Origin of the sequence: Pseudomonas sp. LS-2 (assembly GCF_003605735.1) — a bacterium.
Taxonomy (GTDB): Bacteria; Pseudomonadota; Gammaproteobacteria; order Pseudomonadales; family Pseudomonadaceae; genus Aquipseudomonas.
The window spans coordinates 148,831-166,022 of the sequence record NZ_QXTJ01000003.1 but is presented as its reverse complement, the minus strand read 5'-3'; the positions used below and the strand labels follow the sequence as shown (position 1 = coordinate 166,022).

The following is a 17,192-nucleotide window of genomic DNA, read 5'->3' as shown; positions in this document are numbered from 1 at the left end:
CGGCGTAGGCGCTGAGGGCGTTCTGGATCACAGCCAGATGTTGACCGATCCTGAAGAAGCCGCTGACTTCGTGAAGAAGACTCAGGTTGACGCCCTGGCGATCGCCATCGGCACCAGCCACGGCGCATACAAGTTCACCAAGCCGCCTACCGGCGACATCCTGGCGATCGAGCGCATCAAAGAGATCCACAAACGCATTCCTAACACCCACCTGGTGATGCACGGTTCTTCGTCCGTTCCTCAGGAATGGCTGAAAATCATCAACGAATTCGGCGGCGACATCAAAGAAACCTACGGTGTGCCGGTCGAAGAAATCGTTGAAGGCATCAAGCACGGCGTGCGCAAGGTCAACATCGACACCGACCTGCGCCTGGCATCCACCGGTGCCATCCGTGAGTTCATGGCAAAGAACCCAAGCGAGTTCGACCCGCGTAAATACCTGGCGAAAACCGTTTCGGCCATGCGCGACGTCTGCATCGCCCGTTACGAAGCTTTCGGCACCGCTGGCAATGCTTCCAGGATCAAACCGATCTCCCTGGAGAAAATGTTTGAGCGTTATGCCAAAGGTGAGTTGAACGCCAAGGTCAACTGATCGCGATTTGATCGGTTAGCCGGTAAGAAAAAGCCCGCAGCGATGCGGGCTTTTTCGTGCGTGGCATTTCTTATTTGACGGGCAGGCCGATGATCCGTCCGACATACGCTGGCGCAGGCTGGCCGTGTTGCGCGTCGGTAAGCAGGCGTAGCGCTTCCAGCGACTGCTCGCTGAACGGTGCAGACTTGGGGCCTGCGGCGAGGTCAACGTGCAACAGCATCTGGTCGCTCGCCGCCAGTTCTTCATCGCCACCGACCTTGTAGAGGCTGTGATAAAGGTGAACGCGCTTGCGGTCGTGACCAACGATCTGGGTGCGTACTTCCACCTCTTCGCCAAGTTTCACTTCGTGCAGGTAATTGATATGCGCTTCCAGAGTGAACAGCGAGTTGCCGCTGGCCGCGCGGTCATCACTTGCCAGGCCGATGCGGTCCATGAAGGCGTCGGTGGCGTAGCTGAAGATCAACAGATAGAACGCATCGCGCAGATGGCCGTTGTAATCGACCCAATCGGTGAGGATCGGGGTGTTGTACGTGATGAGAGCAGGCATGGAGGTGTCCTGTTACTGAAGCATGATCGTACCCACGCTCTGCGGGGCACGTATCGGTGACGCTCTGCGTCATTGGGGACGCGGAGCGTCCGCGGCTGCATTCCCACGCGCAGCGTGTGGAACGATCAGAGGCATGTCGCGCGCGATCAGTCGCTGAACGCCATCCCATGCTTGGCCTTGGTGGTCTTAACCGCTTCCAGCACCGCCAGCAGGCAGTCATCGCGATAACGTTCCAATGCCGAAATGCTGTGGCTGCCCAACTGATCGCTGGTGCCGTCCACCACATCGTCGATCAGCTTGTCGGTCAGTTCCGGCGCTGGCAGATAAGTCCAGGGGAGCTGCAGTGCCGGACCGAACTGAGCCATGAAGTGACGCATGCCTGCATCGCCCCCGGCCAGGGTGTACGTCAGGAAAGTGCCCATGAACGACCAGCGCAGACCGGCGCCGAAGCGAATCGCATCGTCGATTTCGCCCGTGGTTGCCACGCCGTCGTTGACCAGATGCAGCGCCTCACGCCACAACGCTTCGAGCAGACGGTCGGCGATGAATCCCGGCACTTCCTTGCGCACATGGAGCGGGCGCATTCCCAGCGATTCGTAGACCTTGATCGCGGCTTGAACGGCTTCCGGTGCAGTGTTTTTGCCGCCGACCACTTCCACCAACGGCAGTAGATAGACCGGGTTGAACGGGTGGCCGACCACGCAACGCTCAGGGTGGATTGCGCTTTCGTAGAATTCCGAAGGCAGCAGGCCCGATGTGCTGGAGCCAATGATCGCGTCAGGCTTGGCAGCGGCGCTGATCTTGCTGTGCAGATCGAGTTTCAGGTCCAGACGTTCCGGGGCGCTTTCCTGGATGAAATCGGCGTCACGCACGCATTCCTCGATGGTCGTCACGAAACGCAGACGATCCTGCGACGCGCCTGTTGCCAGGCCTTTCTGCTCCAGCGCAGGCCAGGCATTGGCGACGCGTTTGCGCAGTGCAGCTTCGGCACCCGGTGCCGGGTCCCAGGCGACGACGTCCAGCCCATTGGCGAGGGCGCGGGCGACCCAGCCGCTGCCGATGACACCGCTACCCAGTGCGGCGAAGGTTTTGATTTCGGTGATGAAGGTCATGGTGATGTCCTGAAAAAAATCTGGATGACGAAAAAGTCTCTGTAGCAGTCCGGCTTGCCGGCGGAAGTGATCCTGAGGAGGTCACCGCCTGCAGGCCGTGCTGCTACTGGGGAAAATGGAGCTGGATCAGAAGCGCTTTTTCAGGCCCATCTTCACGCGGCCTTCAGCCGGGGTCATGACCCGCGCGCCCATGCGGCTGAGGATTTCGCTGGCACGTTCCACCAGCGCGCCGTTGCTCGCCAGTACGCCTTTATCCAGCCAGATATTGTCTTCGAGACCGACGCGCACGTTGCCGCCCAGCAGCACCGATTGCGCCGCCATCGGCATTTGCATGCGACCAATGCCAAACCCGGCCCACACCACGTCAGCTGGCAGGTTATCGACCATTGCTTTCATGGTGGTGGTATCTGCCGGAGCGCCCCACGGGATACCCAGGCACAGCTGAAACAGTGGGTCATCCAGCAGGCCTTCCTTGAGCATTTGCTTGGCGAACCACAGGTGACCAGTGTCGAAGATTTCCAGCTCGGCTTTCACACCGAGCTCCTGAATGCGTTTGGCACCGGCGCGCAGTTGAGCTGGAGTGGAGACGTAAATGGTGTCGCCGTCACCGAAGTTCAGGGTGCCGCAGTCCAGTGTGCAGATTTCCGGCAGCAGCGCTTCAACGTGGGCCAACCGTGTCAGCGGGCCGACCAGATCGGTGTTCGGACCGAAGTCGGTAGGACGCTCGCCCGGACCGATTTCCAGATCACCCCCCATGCCTGCGGTCAGGTTGACGATGATGTCGATGTCCGCCTCGCGGATGCGGTCCATGGTTTCACGATACAGCTCGACGTCACGGCTGAATTTGCCGGTCTCAGGGTCACGCACATGGCAATGCACGACGGTTGCGCCTGCCTTGGCGGCCTCGACGGCAGCGGCGGCAATCTGTTTCGGAGTGATCGGGACCAGGTGGCTTTTCCCGGTCGTGTCGCCAGCACCGGTGAGTGCGCAGGTGATGATGACGTCGTGATTCATGAGTGAGGTTCCTTGCAGGCCAATGCGTTTGTCGTGAGGCGGGCTTTTGCCACCCGCTTTTGAGGTGCAAAGCTACGCAGGCCAAGGCCCGTCAAAACGCACAGCGGCGACAAGCTCTTGCACGGTAGCGACCTGTGCTGTTGCTTGTTTGATTCAACAGGTATGTGGATTAATTGCGAGCGAAGGGTGTAAGGGATTTGTTTAGGGATATGGCGCAACCTCCTTCGGGACCGCGATTGCCACTAGCGTCACAATTTTGGTATTGCCGATTTCAGGTCCGGGGGATCTTTTGCGACAATCAGGATGGGTATCCCGGGTGGATAGAAAGTAATGCAATAACCGGGCACGATTTAATGTGGCAAGGACGGCAATATGAGCAGGAGTTATTTTTTTAGGCAACTGGCAGAAGGATGTTGCTATACCCTAATCGCTGTGATTTCGTCATGTGTGAAAGGTTATCGATGGAGCGACCACCTTGATTTTGCGTTGTTAGTGGGGCTGAGCATGCTGCTGTATCCCATGTCAAAATTTATGATTCACAGTTTAGCTTCGCGCATATTCGAGCCAGCGACATGGAGGAAGATATTTGGTCTTCACATCACAAATGTATCGGGTATTCCGGTAATTTTTGCTTTGATATGCTTGATTTTTGCCGTTCCGCTTGGCGGGGGGTACTGTATTTTCTTGTGTATTAAAAGGGCGTAGCGGATGCTACTCCCTCCTTCGATTAAAACTTACAGATCTGTGATATAACTGTTCAATTCGCTGACTAACGTTTCATCGATTAATACGCCTGTTGCTGCTAGCAGCAGCCCAAACCCCAATATGCCTATTGGAGTAGCCATGGTCAATCCAAACGCCAAACCCAGAATAACCCCTGCTGCCTGGCCTAGAATTAACGTTTCGGCTTTGATATAAAAAGGTGCCCAATTCCCACTCTCAGCGGATTTTGTGGCTTCCGTCGCGAGCTCGACCGCATCTATCATGTGACCTACGAAGCCTAAAGACTTTCCGAATTTACTCAGACTGCTGGCCATCGTCTGCTGGTCAAGCGAACCTAGAGCGTTTGAAATTGCCTGCCGGTCTTGTGCGCTGAATTTTTTGTCGAGTGCATCCTTGTAAGCGTCGAATGCATTGATCGCTTGTTCTGCATTGCGGATGGTCTTACCTTTAGCGCTCTGTGCCAATCCCTTCGCCAAAGTAGAGGCTCTTTCTCCAAATCTCTCGCCAATGGTTGCGTAGAATTCAAGCGTGAATTTGACGGCTTCGATTGTCTGCTCAGCATCATTTGCACGCTCGGCCAGTTCGGAGAACTTTCGGATGTACTCTTCAAATGAGCGGCGGATTCGGTTTTCAATAGGGCTTCGTGATAACTCAACCATTTGGTGCCGATTTTGGTATTTTTCTGCAGATAGACGAGCTCATTCAAAGCCTCTAGCTCTGGCTTGCTGAGCGGAGCGTTGATTTTTGGATTGTTGGCTGGAAAGTGCAAAGTGATCCCGCCGCTGCTGAACGGTGGAGGAGCCTGGACAGGTTGAACCTCGGCTAGCTTGTTAGCCGCCATGCGGTCCAGCGTCGCCTGGTGATGCCTGAGGGTTTGAGAGGTTAGATGCCCAGGTACCTGACCTGCCTGGATGGACAATTCCGACTGCAGGAACTTTGGAAGCTGTTGCGCGTAAATGTCCCGCTCGCGCTCGATGGTGAAGAGTCTGTAGTCTTGGCTCGCAAGATTGTTGCTTTTACCTTCCGCCAAGTCTGCCCGGTCTTTTAGAGCGGCCGTTTCCGCCAGCCGATTTGTTAAGACTCTCTCAGATATCGACAACGCTTTGATTTCCAGCGCAGATGAATACGCATCATCAAATGAATTATAGAGTGCTGTTAATGATTCTGGGGTTCCGACTCGAGAATTGAGAAATTCTGCCATCATGTTGCGCGGCAGAACTTCCATCAAAAAGAAAGGGCTAAGGCCTTTCAGTCCACGAGAGCGAGTCTCAAGAGAGGAGGCTTTGCTTTTCGTTTCGTCGATAAGCTCCAGTGTGACTTTTTGATCTATTGAAGCTGATTCACTGGCTGAAAGAGTTTGGCCGTTTTTGGCCGTCACCTTTTGCTCCGACAACTTTCTCTCAATATCTGCAATAACTGTGCTGAATCGAGAATTGTATTGAGTATCGATGACTGACTGGTTGTGGTTCTGTTCACCCATGAAGTCCCGCATGACGTTGGGTGTTGCGATGTTATGGATGGTGCCTTTCCCGCCCGTACCTTTAGGGCGTTTCATATCTGCTCCCCAGCCATCGCCGTTAGTGGTCGAACTCTGGGCAAATTCAGATGGGGTATAACCACCGCCGGTGCCGTTTTCCGAAAAGGTCTGAATCTGGTCGGGAGTGATGATTATGGGCGTTTCTATTTCCAGGACGCTGCGAGAATTGGATAGTAATCTTTTCATTTGTCTTTTCCTTTTTTGCGCACACAGAAACGCAATCGATAAACGAGCGGAACTGTGTGCACGAACGAAGTGCCAACGTATTTAAACTAAATGCTGGAGAAGTTCTACGATGAATAGCGACATGACTCAGCGATATTCACATAATCGTACGGTTGATTCAGGGTCAAGTAGAAAAACTCAAAACTATACGAAATGGCGCAGGTCGATAGTGTTTCTCTATTGTAGTTTATTGGTCGATTTGAGGGCGGCGGTATGTTAACTATGAGCGACTCACTCAACTCACCTAATTGAGCGTTCGATGTCCCAGGATTTCTACTTTCTGCTCATGCCCGGCTTTTCGATGATGGGCTTCGTCTCGGCGCTGGAGCCGCTGCGGGTGGCCAATCGGTTTGGCGGCGAGTTGTATCGCTGGCATGTACTGAGCGTCGATGGCGGCCCGGTGATTGCCAGCAACGGCATGTCGGTCAACGCCGATGGCGCGCTGGAAGCGCTGAAGAAAGGCGCGACGCTGTCAGTGATGGGTAGCGTCGACCCGTTGAAGTTCTACACCTCGACGCTGGAGCATTGGTTGCGCCGTCTCGATCTGGAAGGTGTGACGCTGGGCGCCATCGACACCGGCAGTTTCGTGCTTGCCGAGGCGGGATTGCTCGATGGCTATCGGCTGACACTGCACTGGGAGGCTCTCGATGCCTTCAAGGAGACTTACCCTCATCTTCAGGCGACCCAGGAGCTGTTCGAAATCGACCGACGTCGTATCAGTTCTGCCGGCGGCACCGCCTCGATCGATCTGATGCTCGACCTCATCGCGCAGTCCCATGGGCCGGACTTGGCGATCAAGGTCTCGGAGCAATTCGTGCTCGGGCGCATCCGTCAGCGCAAAGACCACCAGCGCATGCAGATCGCCACCCGCTACGGCATCAACAACAAGAAGCTGGTCCAGGTCATCGGCGTGATGGAGCAGCACACCGAGCCACCGCTGAGCACTCTTGAACTGGCCGAAGGCATTAAGGTGACGCGTCGTCAGCTGGAGCGGCTGTTTCGTTTGCACCTGAACGACACGCCAAGCAACTTTTACCTGGGCTTGCGTCTGGAGAAAGCTAGGCAGCTCCTGCGCCAGAGCGACATGAGCGTGATGGAAGTCAGCATTGCCTGCGGTTTTGAGTCGCCTTCGTATTTCACCCGCAGCTACAAGGCGCGGTATGTAATGTGCCCGAGGGAGGATCGAGGGCGAGTAGCGCGGGAGCCGAAGCTCGTTTGACTCTGAATTATGGTCAATTATACTTGCGACCATAAATTATGGTTTCGGCAATAATTGGGTATAAATCATGACAAAGCGCACTGGCTTTGTATTCAGACGCGACAGCCTTGCCCTCACCATCGTTCAGGGTCTGGTCGGAGAAGGCTTGCACGATTATTCCTCCGGGCTTTTTTTGGCGGCGCCCCGTCGCACGGGAAAAAGCACATTTCTGCGCGAAGATCTGGTGCCTCAATGCCTGAAGCAGGATTGGGTGCCGGTCTACGTGGATTTGTGGGCGGATCGGGAGAAGGATCCTGCGGATCTCATCAGTGCAGCCATCGCCGCAGCGTTGGTCCCCTACGAGAAAGGGATACGTAAGCTTGCCAAATCAGCGGGCCTTGAAAAGCCCAATTTCCTGCGCACGCTCTCTTGGGATTTCACCAAGCCGCAGTTGCCTGTTGGCGCAACGTTGACGCAGGCGTTGGAGCTGCTGCACAGCGCTGCGCAGAAAATAATCGTGCTGATTATCGACGAGGCTCAGCACGCTTTGACCAGCGAGTCGGGCGTCAATGCGATGTTTGCATTGAAGGCTGCACGCGATGAGCTCAACCAAGGTGTTGAGCGCGGTATTGGCGGATTGCGGCTGGTCCTTACAGGCTCCAATCGGGACAAGCTGGCGCATCTGGTGTTGAACAAGAACCAGCCGTTTTATGGGTCGAGCATCACGCCGTTTCCCTTGCTGGGCAAAGATTTCACCAAGGCTTACACCGCTCATCTGAACAGCCATCTGGCGCATACCAACCAATTTGCTGCGGTCGATATCGATGCTGCGTTCGACTTGGTAGGGCGTCGGCCTGAAATGCTGCGCACGATCATCAGTGATGTCGCGCTGGAGCTTGGGGAGGCGGAAAACCTTGGCGAACTGCTGCGTAATAGCGCCGAATCGCTGCGCGCTGGTGTCTGGGAAGAATTTGAAAGCGCCTATAACACGCTGACGCCCCCGCAACGCGGCGTGTTGGAAGTGATGGCCGATCGGGCGCACGACAACCAGCCGTTTGCACCGTTTGCCGATGTGACAGTATTGGCAGTTGGCAAAGCGTTGGAGCGCTTGGACAGTGACGTCGTGCCCGGTACGCAAACCATTCAGGCGGCGATCGACTCGTTGCGTGAAAAAGAGCTGGTCTGGAAATCCAGTCGGGGGGCCTACGCGCTGGAAGACAAGGCGTTTGGCGAGTGGTTGAGACAGCGCAGACTGTAGCAGCACGGCTTGCCGGCCGTAGCGGTCTGCCGGATGTCGATCTACCGACTGACAGGGCCCTGCCGCCGGTAAGCCGTGCTGCCACAGCGGCGTGTGTTACTTCATGCCCTTCATCAACGCCGAGCACGCAGCCTTATAAGCCTCGTGCTGATACTTGTTCAGTGCGGCGGGCAGTTCGAATGCGTGCTTCTTGAATTGGGCATTGATGGTCTGGGGCGACAGCAGGATCACGTCGCAGTCGTCCAGCAGCTGGAAAACGGTCTCGATCTTGAACGTGGTTGGGCCGCCGGCGAATTCGCCTTTTTTGCTGCGCTTCTTGATGGCGATGTGGGCGATGCCGTTTTCGCGCACGAAGTTGGAAATCTGCGTGGCGAAGTTCTTGACGTTAACGGCTTCGTCATCATCTTCCAGCGCGATCTTTTTGGTCGCCAAAGGCAGGTGTTCGAGGGCGCCGGACGCCCGAGTGGCGACAGCGAAGATGGCTTCGCTGCCTTTGATTTCTACGCCGCAGATGTTCATGTGCATACCCTGAGCTCGTGATGTGCCTCAGGGTAGCGCATTGCGCACGTCATTCAGACTGCGCGATGCTTTCCAGATACTCCGAACGCTCATCGCTCATGCGCGCCAGGCAGTCGTTCTGGCCGATGTTGAATTCTTTGGTGCCGGGTTTGGCAGGGAACACTTCCACCGCGCAATCGGCATCACGCAGCTTTTTCCACGCGTCTTCGGCGGCTTTGAGTTTGGCGATGAACTCGTTGGCCTGAGCTTTATTGGCGCCGAACTGGGTGTTCACGCGCTCCTGCAGGTTGTCGAAATTCTCATCCAGCAGTTTGACTGCCGTGTCGCGGCTGTAGACCGAGCATTCCAGAGTCTGCTGATCTTCGTCCACGCCGTCGCAAGGGGTGGCGTCCGGGTTGGCGGCGGCGTGTGCGCCCGTCGCGAATAGAGCCAGAGCCAGAAAAATCGTCTTCATTGAGGTTTCCCGATTCAGTGATGCGCTGAATTCTCGCCCAACCGCGAGGCAAAGAACAGTTATCAAACGCAGGCGGCAGAGGCTCGCGGTCGCCCTTTGTCGTTTCTTGACGCTTTCGGCAATTCCTCTGTCGTTTTTGCACCCGGCTCGTCCGACCCTCAGGCATATGCTGGCCCCAAAGCGCCGGCACACGTTTCGGCCCGAGATTAACCTAGAGGGGACAGCCTGATGAGCCCAGCCGAATTGCACGCCGACAGCATCGTTATTGACGGGCTGATCATTGCCAAATGGAACCGTGAGCTGTTCGAGGACATGCGCAAAGGTGGCCTGACCATGGCCAACTGCACTGTTTCGGTGTGGGAAGGTTTTCAGCAGACCGTCAACAGCATCGCGTCGAGCCAGAAGCTGATCCGTGAAAACAGCGATCTGGTGATCCAGGTGCGTAACACCGCCGACATCCGCAAGGCTAAAGAGCTGGGCAAGACTGGCATCCTGTTTGGCTTCCAGAACGCACACGCCTTCGAAGACCAGATCGGCTACGTCGAGATCTTCAAGCAACTGGGCGTGGGCATCGTGCAGATGTGCTACAACACCCAGAACCTTGTTGGCACCGGTTGCTACGAGCGCGACGGCGGCCTGTCGGGCTTCGGGCGTGAAATCGTCGCGGAAATGAACCGCGTCGGCATCATGTGCGACCTGTCCCACGTCGGTTCCAAGACCTCTGAAGAAGTCATTCTCGAATCGAAGAAGCCAGTGACCTATTCCCACTGCCTGCCTTCGGGTCTGAAAGAACACCCACGCAACAAATCCGACGCCGAACTCAAGTTCATTGCCGACCACGGCGGCTTCGTGGGCGTGACCATGTTCGCGCCGTTCCTGGCCAAGGGCATCGACTCGACCATCGACGACTACGCCGAAGCCATCGAGTACGTGATGAACATCGTCGGCGAAGACGCCATCGGTATCGGCACCGACTTCACCCAGGGGCACGGCCAGGAATTCTTCGAATACCTGACCCACGACAAGGGCTACGCCCGCCGTCTGACCAACTTCGGCAAGATCATCAACCCGCTGGGTATCCGCACCGTGGGGGAGTTCCCGAACCTGACCGAGACCTTGCTCAAACGTGGCCATTCGGAGCGCGTTGTTCGCAAGATCATGGGTGAGAACTGGGTTCGCATTCTGGGCGACGTCTGGGGCGAGTAAGCCTCGGCGATCATTGAATTTCCCCTCTCCCGTTCGCGGAGAGGGCATCCAACCAAATTTTCTGGAGTTAAGTTTCCATGGCCAAGATCGCCCCGCAATTGCCAATCGAAGTCGACAGCGAGACCGGTGTCTGGACCTCCGACGCCCTGCCAATGCTGTATGTGCCACGCCATTTCTTCGTCAATAACCACATGGGCATCGAAGAAGTGCTGGGCGCCGACGCCTACGCCGAGATTCTCTACAAGGCCGGGTACAAATCCGCCTGGCACTGGTGCGAGAAAGAAGCCGAATGCCACGGCATCGAAGGCGTCGCGGTATTCGAGCACTACATGAATCGCCTGTCGCAGCGTGGTTGGGGCCTGTTCAAGATCCAGGAAATCGATCTGGATAAAGGCACCGCCAGTGTCAAGCTCGAGCACTCGGCCTTCGTTTATGTGTACGGCAAGGTCGGCCGCAAAGTCGATTACATGTTCACAGGCTGGTTCGCCGGCGCCATGGACCAGATTCTCGCTGCCAAAGGCAGTGCCGTTCGCACCGTAGCCGAGCAGGTTTACGGCGGTTCGGAAGAAGGCCACGAAGATGGCCTGTTCGTCGTAAAACCGTTGTAAGCCGAGGACCGTGAGATGGCTTTCGAAGCAATGTTTCAGCCGATTCAAATCGGCAAATTGACAATCCGCAACCGCGTCCTCAGTACCGCGCACGCCGAGGTCTACGCCACTGATGGCGGCATGACCACCGACCGTTACGTGAAGTACTACGAGGAGAAAGCCAAGGGCGGCATCGGTCTGGCCATTTGTGGCGGTTCATCGAGCGTTGCGATCGACAGCCCGCAGGGCTGGTGGAAGTCGGTCAACCTGGCGACCGACAAGATCATCCCGCACTTCCAGAATCTCGCAGACGCCATGCACAAGCATGGCGCCAAGATCATGATCCAGATTACCCACATGGGCCGTCGCTCCCGCTGGGACGGCGACCATTGGCCGACGCTGATGTCGCCATCGGGTATTCGTGAGCCCGTACACCGCGCGACCTGCAAGACCATCGAGCCTGAAGAAATCTGGCGCGTGATCGGCAACTACGCCAGCGCAGCCGCGCGTGCCAAAGCCGGTGGCCTGGACGGCGTCGAACTGTCGGCCGTGCACCAGCACATGATCGACCAGTTCTGGAGCCCCCGCGTCAACAAGCGTACTGACGAGTGGGGTGGCAGCTTCGAAAACCGCATGCGTTTCGGTCTGGAAGTGATCAAGGCGGTGCGCAAGGAAGTCGGTCCTGATTTCTGCGTCGGTCTGCGTATCTGCGGCGACGAATTCCATCCGGACGGTCTCAGCCATGAAGACATGAAAGAGATCGCCAAATATTACGACCAGACCGGCATGATCGACTTCATCGGTGTGGTGGGTTCGGGTTGCGACACGCACAACACTCTGGCCAACGTTATCCCCAACATGAGTTATCCACCGGAGCCGTTTTTGCACCTGGCGGCCGGTATCAAGGAAGTGGTCAAGGCTCCGGTTCTGCACGCGCAGAACATCAAGGACCCGAATCAGGCGACCCGTATTCTGGAAGGCGGTTACGTCGACATGGTCGGCATGACCCGTGCGCACATCGCTGACCCGCACCTGATCGCCAAGATCAAGATGGGCCAGGTCGACCAGATTCGTCAGTGCGTTGGTGCCAACTACTGCATCGACCGCCAGTACCAGGGCCTGGATGTGCTTTGCATCCAGAACGCCGCGACCTCACGTGAATACATGGGTGTGCCGCACATTATCGAGAAGACCACCGGCGTGAAGCGCAAGGTCGTGATCGTCGGTGCCGGTCCTGCCGGGATGGAAGCTGCACGTGTGTCTGCCGAGCGTGGTCACGACGTCACCCTGTTCGAGAAGAAAGAATTCATTGGTGGGCAGATCGTGACGGCGTCCAAGGCGCCGCAACGTGACCAGATTGCCGGTATCACACGCTGGTATCAGCTGGAGCTGGCTCGGCTGAAAGTCGACCTGCGGCTCGGCACTGCCGCAGACATCCCGACCATCATGGACCTGCGTCCGGATGTGGTGGTGCTGGCAGTGGGCGGTCATCCGTTCCTGGAGCAGAACGAGCACTGGGGCGCGGATGAAGGTCTGGTGGTCAGCAGTTGGGACGTGCTCGACGGCAAGGTTGCGCCGGGCAAGAACGTGCTGGTCTACGACACCATCTGCGAGTTCACCGGGATGTCGGTTGCCGACTTCATGGCGGACAAGGGCAGCCAGGTCGAGATCGTTACCGACGACATCAAGCCGGGCGTGGCCATCGGTGGTACGTCGTTCCCAACCTACTACCGCAGCATGTACCCGAAAGAAGTGATCATGACCGGCGACATGATGCTGGAAAAGGTCTACCGCGAAGGCGACAAGCTGGTGGCGGTGCTGGAGAACGAATACACCGGAGCCAAAGAGGAGCGGGTGGTCGATCAGGTCGTGGTCGAGAACGGCGTGCGTCCTGACGAAGAGCTGTATTACGGCTTGAAGGAAGATTCGCGCAACAAGGGCCAGATCGACATCGACGCCCTGTTCGCGATCCAGCCTCAGCCTTCGTTGAGCCAGCCGGGTGACGGCTACCTGCTGTTCCGCATCGGTGACTGCGTGGCGCAGCGTAATACCCACGCGGCGATCTATGACGCGTTGCGGCTCTGCAAAGATTTTTAATTACACATGATCGTTCCCACGCTCCGCGTGGGAATGCCCCAATGGACGCCCACGTCTGTTTCAGTGACGCGGAGCGCCACGGTATGCATTCCCACGCGGAGCGTGGGAACGATCAGCCCCTGGCGAGACCCTCGGTCTTTGGGAGCTCCACATGTTGAACACCCTTCTTCCAATCCTGCTATTTGCCGCATTGGGCCTTGGTGTCCTGGGCGCTTTGCGGCGGGTGGCCATGTGGCGCAACGGGCGTGCGTCCAAGGTCGATCTGCTGGGCGGCCTGATGGCGATGCCCAAGCGCTACATGGTCGACTTGCACCACGTAGTCGCGCGAGACAAATACATCGCCAACACCCACGTCGCCACAGCGGGCGGCGCGGTGGCGTCGATCGTTCTGGCGATTCTGGTCCATGGCTTTGGCCTGCATAACCGCATTCTCGGCTACGCGCTATTGGTGATGTCGGCGGTGATGTTCGTCGGCGCGATCTTCGTTTACCTGCGTCGTCGCAACCCACCAGCGCGCCTGTCCAAAGGCCCGTGGATGCGCTTGCCAAAAAGCCTGCTGGCGTTCTCGGCATCGTTTTTCATCGTGACGCTGCCGGTGGCAGGCATCCTCCCTGAAAACTTCGGTGGCTGGCTGCTGGCGGTCATTCTGGGGATCGGCGTGCTGTGGGGCGTTTGCGAGCTGTTCCTCGGAATGACCTGGGGCGGCCCGATGAAACATGCCTTCGCCGGTGCGTTGCATCTGGCATGGCACCGTCGCGCCGAGCGTTTTGGCGGCGGTCGTTCCACCGGCCTCAAGCCGCTGGATCTGGCCGATCCGACTGCGCCATTGGGTGTGGAAAAACCCAAGGATTTCACGTGGAACCAGCTGCTTGGCTTCGACGCCTGCGTGCAGTGCGGTAAATGCGAAGCCGCATGCCCGGCCTTCGCTGCGGGCCAGCCGCTGAACCCGAAAAAACTCATTCAGGACATGGTCGTCGGTCTGGCGGGCGGGACGGATGCTAAATTTGCGGGCAGCCCTTACCCCGGTAAAGCGATTGGCGAACACAAGGGCAATCCACACCAACCGATCGTCAACGGGCTGGTGGACGCCGAGACGCTTTGGTCCTGCACCACCTGCCGAGCCTGCGTGGAAGAGTGCCCGATGATGATCGAGCACGTGGACGCCATCGTCGACATGCGCCGGCATCTGACTCTGGAGAAAGGTGCGACGCCAAACAAGGGCGCCGAAGTGCTGGAGAACCTCATCGCGACCGATAACCCGGGCGGTTTCGCGCCGGGCGGCCGGATGAACTGGGCAGCGGACCTGAACCTCAGCATTCTCAGCGACAAGAAAGCTACCGACGTGCTGTTCTGGGTCGGCGATGGTGCTTTCGACATGCGCAACCAGCGCACCCTGCGTGCTTTCGTCAAAGTGCTGAAAGCGGCGAAGGTCGACTTCGCGGTGCTCGGTCTCGAAGAGCGAGACAGCGGCGACGTTGCCCGTCGTCTGGGCGATGAAGCCACTTTCCAGATGCTCGCCAAGCGCAACATTCAGACTTTGAACAAGTACAGCTTCAAGCGCATCGTTACCTGCGACCCGCACAGTTTCCATGTGCTGAAGAACGAGTACGGCGCCTTCGATGGCAATTACCTGGTACAGCATCACAGCACCTATATGGCCGAACTGATCGGCGATGGCGTGCTGAACCTGGGGCAACACAAAGGCTCCAGCGTGACCTATCACGACCCGTGCTATCTGGGACGTTACAACGGCGAGTACGAAGCGCCGCGTGACGTGCTTAAGGCCTTAGGTATCGAGGTCAAGGAAATGCAACGTTCCGGTTTCCGCTCCCGCTGCTGCGGTGGTGGTGGCGGCGCGCCGATCACCGACATTCCCGGCAAGCAGCGTATTCCCGACATGCGCATGGAGGACATCCGCGAAACCGGCGCCGAGTTGGTGGCCGTGGGTTGTCCACAATGCACCGCGATGCTGGAAGGCGTGGTCGAGCCACGCCCGATGATCAAGGACATCGCCGAACTGGTGGCCGACGCGTTGCTGGAAGACGCTGCGCCAGCCAAACCGGCTCCGGTCAAACGCGAACCTGCGGAGGCGCACTGATGAGCGACATTATCCGCCGCGACCCTCGTGCCGAGTGGATCGCCCGCAACCGGCTGCACCCACTTCACGCGGCGATGCAACCGGCGCAAGCAAGCTGGATGGGGCCCAATGGCATCATCCGCAAGAACGTACATGGTATTGGCTTCATTGGGCCGAACGGGATCAAACGCATCGATCGCAGTGGCGCCCAACAGGGCGGGGCAGTCAAACGCTCGGCTGCCGTGGAAGTCCAATTGCCGATGCACCAGGTTGCCGAGCCTGCCTTCTACGTCGCAGTCGTGCCAGACATGGTCGGCGGTCGCCTGGGCAGCCACGACCGTGACTTGCTGGGACTGGCTCACAGCCTGGCTGGCAGCGACGGCGCGGTGCTGGCCGTGGTGTTTGGCGAGCACAAGGAAACCGCTTTCGACACTGCGGGTGTGGATCGCTTGCTGGTGCTGGATGGCAACGAATTCGACGGTTATTCACCGGAACAGCGGGTGCAAGGTTTGCGCGCTGTGGATAACCAGTTCGATCCACGCCACTGGTTGCTGCCTGACAGCCGCAGCGGCGGCGGGGAGTTGGGTCGTCGTTTCGCTGCAAGCCTGGGTGAGCGCCCAGCGACACGCGTCTGGCAAGTCAAAGACGATCAGGCGACAGGCCGCGCCGGGGCCGGGCGTGAAGACGTGTCCCGCCCAGTGTCGCGCCTGATTCTGGCTGCCGCAGAGTGCGCGGAGCCTGTCAGTGAGACTCGCCACGAAGCGCTGCCCGTTGAGTTGTCCACAACCATCGCGCGCAGCATCGCTCGCATCGAAGATCTGGGCGCAGTAGCGGTCGATCCGGCACTTATCCCCATGGCCGAAGCGGAATTCATCTTCTCCGGCGGCAACGGCGTCAAGGACTGGGACTTGTTCCACCGCACCGCCGCAGCCTTGGGCGCAACCGAAGGCGCATCCCGCGTGGCAGTGGACGATGGCTACATGACTCGTGATCGCCAAGTGGGCGCATCCGGGACCTGGGTCACTGCGCGTGTATACGTGGCTGTGGGTATCTCCGGCGCGATCCAGCACTTACAAGGCATTGGCGCGTGCGACAAAGTCGTGGCGATCAACCTTGATCCAACTTGCGACATGATCAAACGTGCTGATTTGTCAGTCATTGGCGAAAGCGCCGAACTGCTCGAAGCGCTGATTGAAGCCGTCGAGGCCTACCGGAATGAGGCGAAACGCGATGCAGCCTGACAACAAAATGCTTGTGGATAAAAGCGCGCTTCATGTCATCAGCCTTGTTTCCATTGGTTCACACCCGACATCCGGTCGCCCGCGTCGTGCCGAGCAAGACGCACGCGCTGTGGAACTCGGTTTGCAACTGGCTGGGGATAACTTGCACGTGCTCCACGCTGGCATTGCTGAAGAGCCTGCGCTGCGGGCCTATCTCGGCATGGGGCTGAATGAACTGCACGTACTTGAACAACCTCAAGGCGCTGATGCGCTTCCCAGCTTGACCGAGTACATCCGCGAATCCGGTGTGCAGATCGTACTCGCCGGCACCCAGGCCGAAACCGGAGAAGGCTCCGGGATGCTGCCCTATCTACTGGCCGAAAAACTCGGTTGGCCGCTGGTCGTGGGTATGGCGGAAGTCGAATCCATCAGTAACGGCAGTGCCCAGGTACTCCAGGCTTTACCTCGCGGCCAACGTCGCCGACTCAAGGTTCGTCTGCCATTCCTCGCTACTGTGGATAACGCCGCACCCAAGCCCCGCCAAAGCGCTTACGGCCCCGCGCAACGCGGTGTTCTGGACGTGGAGCAGATCGACGTCGTTATCGACGAGTTATTCACAGGCGCCGAACTGACACCCGCCAAACCTCGGCCGAAACGCCTGAAAGTCATCAAGGCCAAAAGCGGTGCTGACCGTATGAAAGCTGCGACGGCCAAGGCCAGTGGCGGCGGTGGTCAGGTGCTTAAAGGTTTAAGCGCTCAGGAAGGCGCAGCGGCGATTTTAAAGTTGTTGGTGGAGGAGGGGGTGGTTCGGTAGGGCTGTCCACTC

The 17,192-nt window shown here is 57.9% G+C and carries 15 protein-coding genes; 9 read left to right on the top strand and 6 right to left on the bottom strand.

All coding sequences use genetic code 11. The features are described from left to right. Positions 1 to 592 (top strand): class II fructose-bisphosphate aldolase (locus D3M70_RS32560; protein ID WP_256659672.1); only part of this gene is annotated, 592 nt, incomplete at its 5' end. A 70-nt stretch (positions 593 to 662) separates the two neighbouring features. On the opposite strand, the gene D3M70_RS02690 is transcribed toward D3M70_RS32560, so the two are convergent. The 4 genes from D3M70_RS02690 to D3M70_RS02670 all read right to left on the bottom strand — a co-directional run bounded on the left by D3M70_RS02690 (position 663) and on the right by D3M70_RS02670 (position 4,647). After that, a complete protein-coding gene (locus tag D3M70_RS02690) occupies positions 663 to 1,139 on the bottom strand; it encodes a thioesterase family protein (RefSeq protein ID WP_120124140.1) in 477 nt (158 codons plus the stop codon). 146 nt (positions 1,140 to 1,285) lie between these two features. After that, the gene (locus D3M70_RS02685) at positions 1,286 to 2,251 is read right to left on the bottom strand and encodes an L-carnitine dehydrogenase (RefSeq protein WP_120124138.1); all 966 of its coding nucleotides are present in this window, start codon (positions 2,249 to 2,251) and stop codon (positions 1,286 to 1,288) included. Positions 2,252 to 2,377: 126 nt separating this feature from the next. Continuing rightward, entirely contained in the window at positions 2,378 to 3,265 is an 888-nt protein-coding gene (locus D3M70_RS02680; protein WP_081565039.1) for a 3-keto-5-aminohexanoate cleavage protein, read from the bottom strand. A 734-nt stretch (positions 3,266 to 3,999) separates the two neighbouring features. Beyond that, positions 4,000 to 4,647, bottom strand: coding sequence for a colicin-like pore-forming protein (locus D3M70_RS02670; RefSeq protein WP_120124134.1), 648 nt, complete (start codon positions 4,645 to 4,647; stop codon positions 4,000 to 4,002). A 1,362-nt stretch (positions 4,648 to 6,009) separates the two neighbouring features. Between D3M70_RS02670 and D3M70_RS02665 the strand changes: the two genes are divergently transcribed. Both D3M70_RS02665 and D3M70_RS02660 read left to right on the top strand, forming a co-directional pair. After that, on the top strand, positions 6,010 to 6,969 hold the full coding sequence (locus D3M70_RS02665) for a GlxA family transcriptional regulator (protein WP_120124133.1): 960 nt from the start codon (positions 6,010 to 6,012) through the stop codon (positions 6,967 to 6,969). A gap of 67 nt (positions 6,970 to 7,036) precedes the next feature. Beyond that, positions 7,037 to 8,206, top strand: a complete 1,170-nt coding sequence (locus D3M70_RS02660; protein WP_120124131.1) for a hypothetical protein — start codon at positions 7,037 to 7,039, stop codon at positions 8,204 to 8,206. Positions 8,207 to 8,302: 96 nt separating this feature from the next. Here the strand turns inward: D3M70_RS02660 and D3M70_RS02655 are convergent, their stop codons facing one another. Both D3M70_RS02655 and D3M70_RS02650 read right to left on the bottom strand, forming a co-directional pair. Continuing rightward, positions 8,303 to 8,725 (bottom strand): DUF3010 family protein, encoded by a 423-nt coding sequence (locus tag D3M70_RS02655; RefSeq protein WP_120124428.1) that lies wholly within the window; start codon positions 8,723 to 8,725, stop codon positions 8,303 to 8,305. A 49-nt stretch (positions 8,726 to 8,774) separates the two neighbouring features. Further along, positions 8,775 to 9,179: a lysozyme inhibitor LprI family protein gene (locus tag D3M70_RS02650; protein ID WP_120124427.1), complete on the bottom strand. Its 405-nt coding sequence runs from the start codon at positions 9,177 to 9,179 to the stop codon at positions 8,775 to 8,777. Between the two features lie 228 nt (positions 9,180 to 9,407). On the opposite strand from D3M70_RS02650, the gene D3M70_RS02645 reads away from it, so the two are divergent. The 6 genes from D3M70_RS02645 to D3M70_RS02620 all read left to right on the top strand — a co-directional run bounded on the left by D3M70_RS02645 (position 9,408) and on the right by D3M70_RS02620 (position 17,180). After that, positions 9,408 to 10,385: a dipeptidase gene (locus D3M70_RS02645; RefSeq protein WP_120124129.1), complete on the top strand. Its 978-nt coding sequence runs from the start codon at positions 9,408 to 9,410 to the stop codon at positions 10,383 to 10,385. A 77-nt stretch (positions 10,386 to 10,462) separates the two neighbouring features. Further along, positions 10,463 to 10,993, top strand: a complete 531-nt coding sequence (locus D3M70_RS02640) for a DUF5943 domain-containing protein (protein WP_120124127.1) — start codon at positions 10,463 to 10,465, stop codon at positions 10,991 to 10,993. Between the two features lie 15 nt (positions 10,994 to 11,008). After that, positions 11,009 to 13,069, top strand: coding sequence for a dimethylglycine demethylation protein DgcA (gene dgcA, locus D3M70_RS02635; RefSeq protein WP_081565030.1), 2,061 nt, complete (start codon positions 11,009 to 11,011; stop codon positions 13,067 to 13,069). 151 nt (positions 13,070 to 13,220) lie between these two features. Beyond that, positions 13,221 to 15,167 carry a dimethylglycine demethylation protein DgcB gene (gene dgcB / locus D3M70_RS02630; protein WP_120124126.1) on the top strand — a complete coding sequence of 649 codons (1,947 nt, stop codon included), beginning with the start codon at positions 13,221 to 13,223 and terminating at the stop codon, positions 15,165 to 15,167. Then, entirely contained in the window at positions 15,167 to 16,387 is a 1,221-nt protein-coding gene (locus tag D3M70_RS02625) for an electron transfer flavoprotein subunit alpha/FixB family protein (RefSeq protein WP_120124124.1), read from the top strand. The genes dgcB and D3M70_RS02625 overlap by 1 nt, the downstream gene beginning before the upstream one ends. Then, positions 16,377 to 17,180, top strand: a complete 804-nt coding sequence (locus D3M70_RS02620) for an electron transfer flavoprotein subunit beta (protein ID WP_120124122.1) — start codon at positions 16,377 to 16,379, stop codon at positions 17,178 to 17,180. The genes D3M70_RS02625 and D3M70_RS02620 overlap by 11 nt, the downstream gene beginning before the upstream one ends. The last annotated feature ends 12 nt before the right edge of the window (positions 17,181 to 17,192 follow it).

Excerpts from the sequence above, each read along its gene's own strand:
- D3M70_RS02620 (WP_120124122.1), top strand. The coding sequence starts at position 16,377 with ATGCAGCCTGACAACAAAATGCTTGTGGATAAAAGCGCGCTTCATGTC.
- D3M70_RS02685 (WP_120124138.1), bottom strand. The coding sequence starts at position 2,251 with ATGACCTTCATCACCGAAATCAAAACCTTCGCCGCACTGGGTAGCGGT.
- D3M70_RS02660 (WP_120124131.1), top strand. The coding sequence starts at position 7,037 with ATGACAAAGCGCACTGGCTTTGTATTCAGACGCGACAGCCTTGCCCTC.
- D3M70_RS02655 (WP_120124428.1), bottom strand. The coding sequence starts at position 8,725 with ATGAACATCTGCGGCGTAGAAATCAAAGGCAGCGAAGCCATCTTCGCT.
- D3M70_RS02665 (WP_120124133.1), top strand. The coding sequence starts at position 6,010 with ATGTCCCAGGATTTCTACTTTCTGCTCATGCCCGGCTTTTCGATGATG.
- D3M70_RS02625 (WP_120124124.1), top strand. The coding sequence starts at position 15,167 with ATGAGCGACATTATCCGCCGCGACCCTCGTGCCGAGTGGATCGCCCGC.
- D3M70_RS02650 (WP_120124427.1), bottom strand. The coding sequence starts at position 9,179 with ATGAAGACGATTTTTCTGGCTCTGGCTCTATTCGCGACGGGCGCACAC.
- dgcA (WP_081565030.1), top strand. The coding sequence starts at position 11,009 with ATGGCTTTCGAAGCAATGTTTCAGCCGATTCAAATCGGCAAATTGACA.
- dgcB (WP_120124126.1), top strand. The coding sequence starts at position 13,221 with ATGTTGAACACCCTTCTTCCAATCCTGCTATTTGCCGCATTGGGCCTT.
- D3M70_RS02680 (WP_081565039.1), bottom strand. The coding sequence starts at position 3,265 with ATGAATCACGACGTCATCATCACCTGCGCACTCACCGGTGCTGGCGAC.
- D3M70_RS02670 (WP_120124134.1), bottom strand. The coding sequence starts at position 4,647 with ATGGTTGAGTTATCACGAAGCCCTATTGAAAACCGAATCCGCCGCTCA.
- D3M70_RS02690 (WP_120124140.1), bottom strand. The coding sequence starts at position 1,139 with ATGCCTGCTCTCATCACGTACAACACCCCGATCCTCACCGATTGGGTC.
- D3M70_RS02645 (WP_120124129.1), top strand. The coding sequence starts at position 9,408 with ATGAGCCCAGCCGAATTGCACGCCGACAGCATCGTTATTGACGGGCTG.
- D3M70_RS02640 (WP_120124127.1), top strand. The coding sequence starts at position 10,463 with ATGGCCAAGATCGCCCCGCAATTGCCAATCGAAGTCGACAGCGAGACC.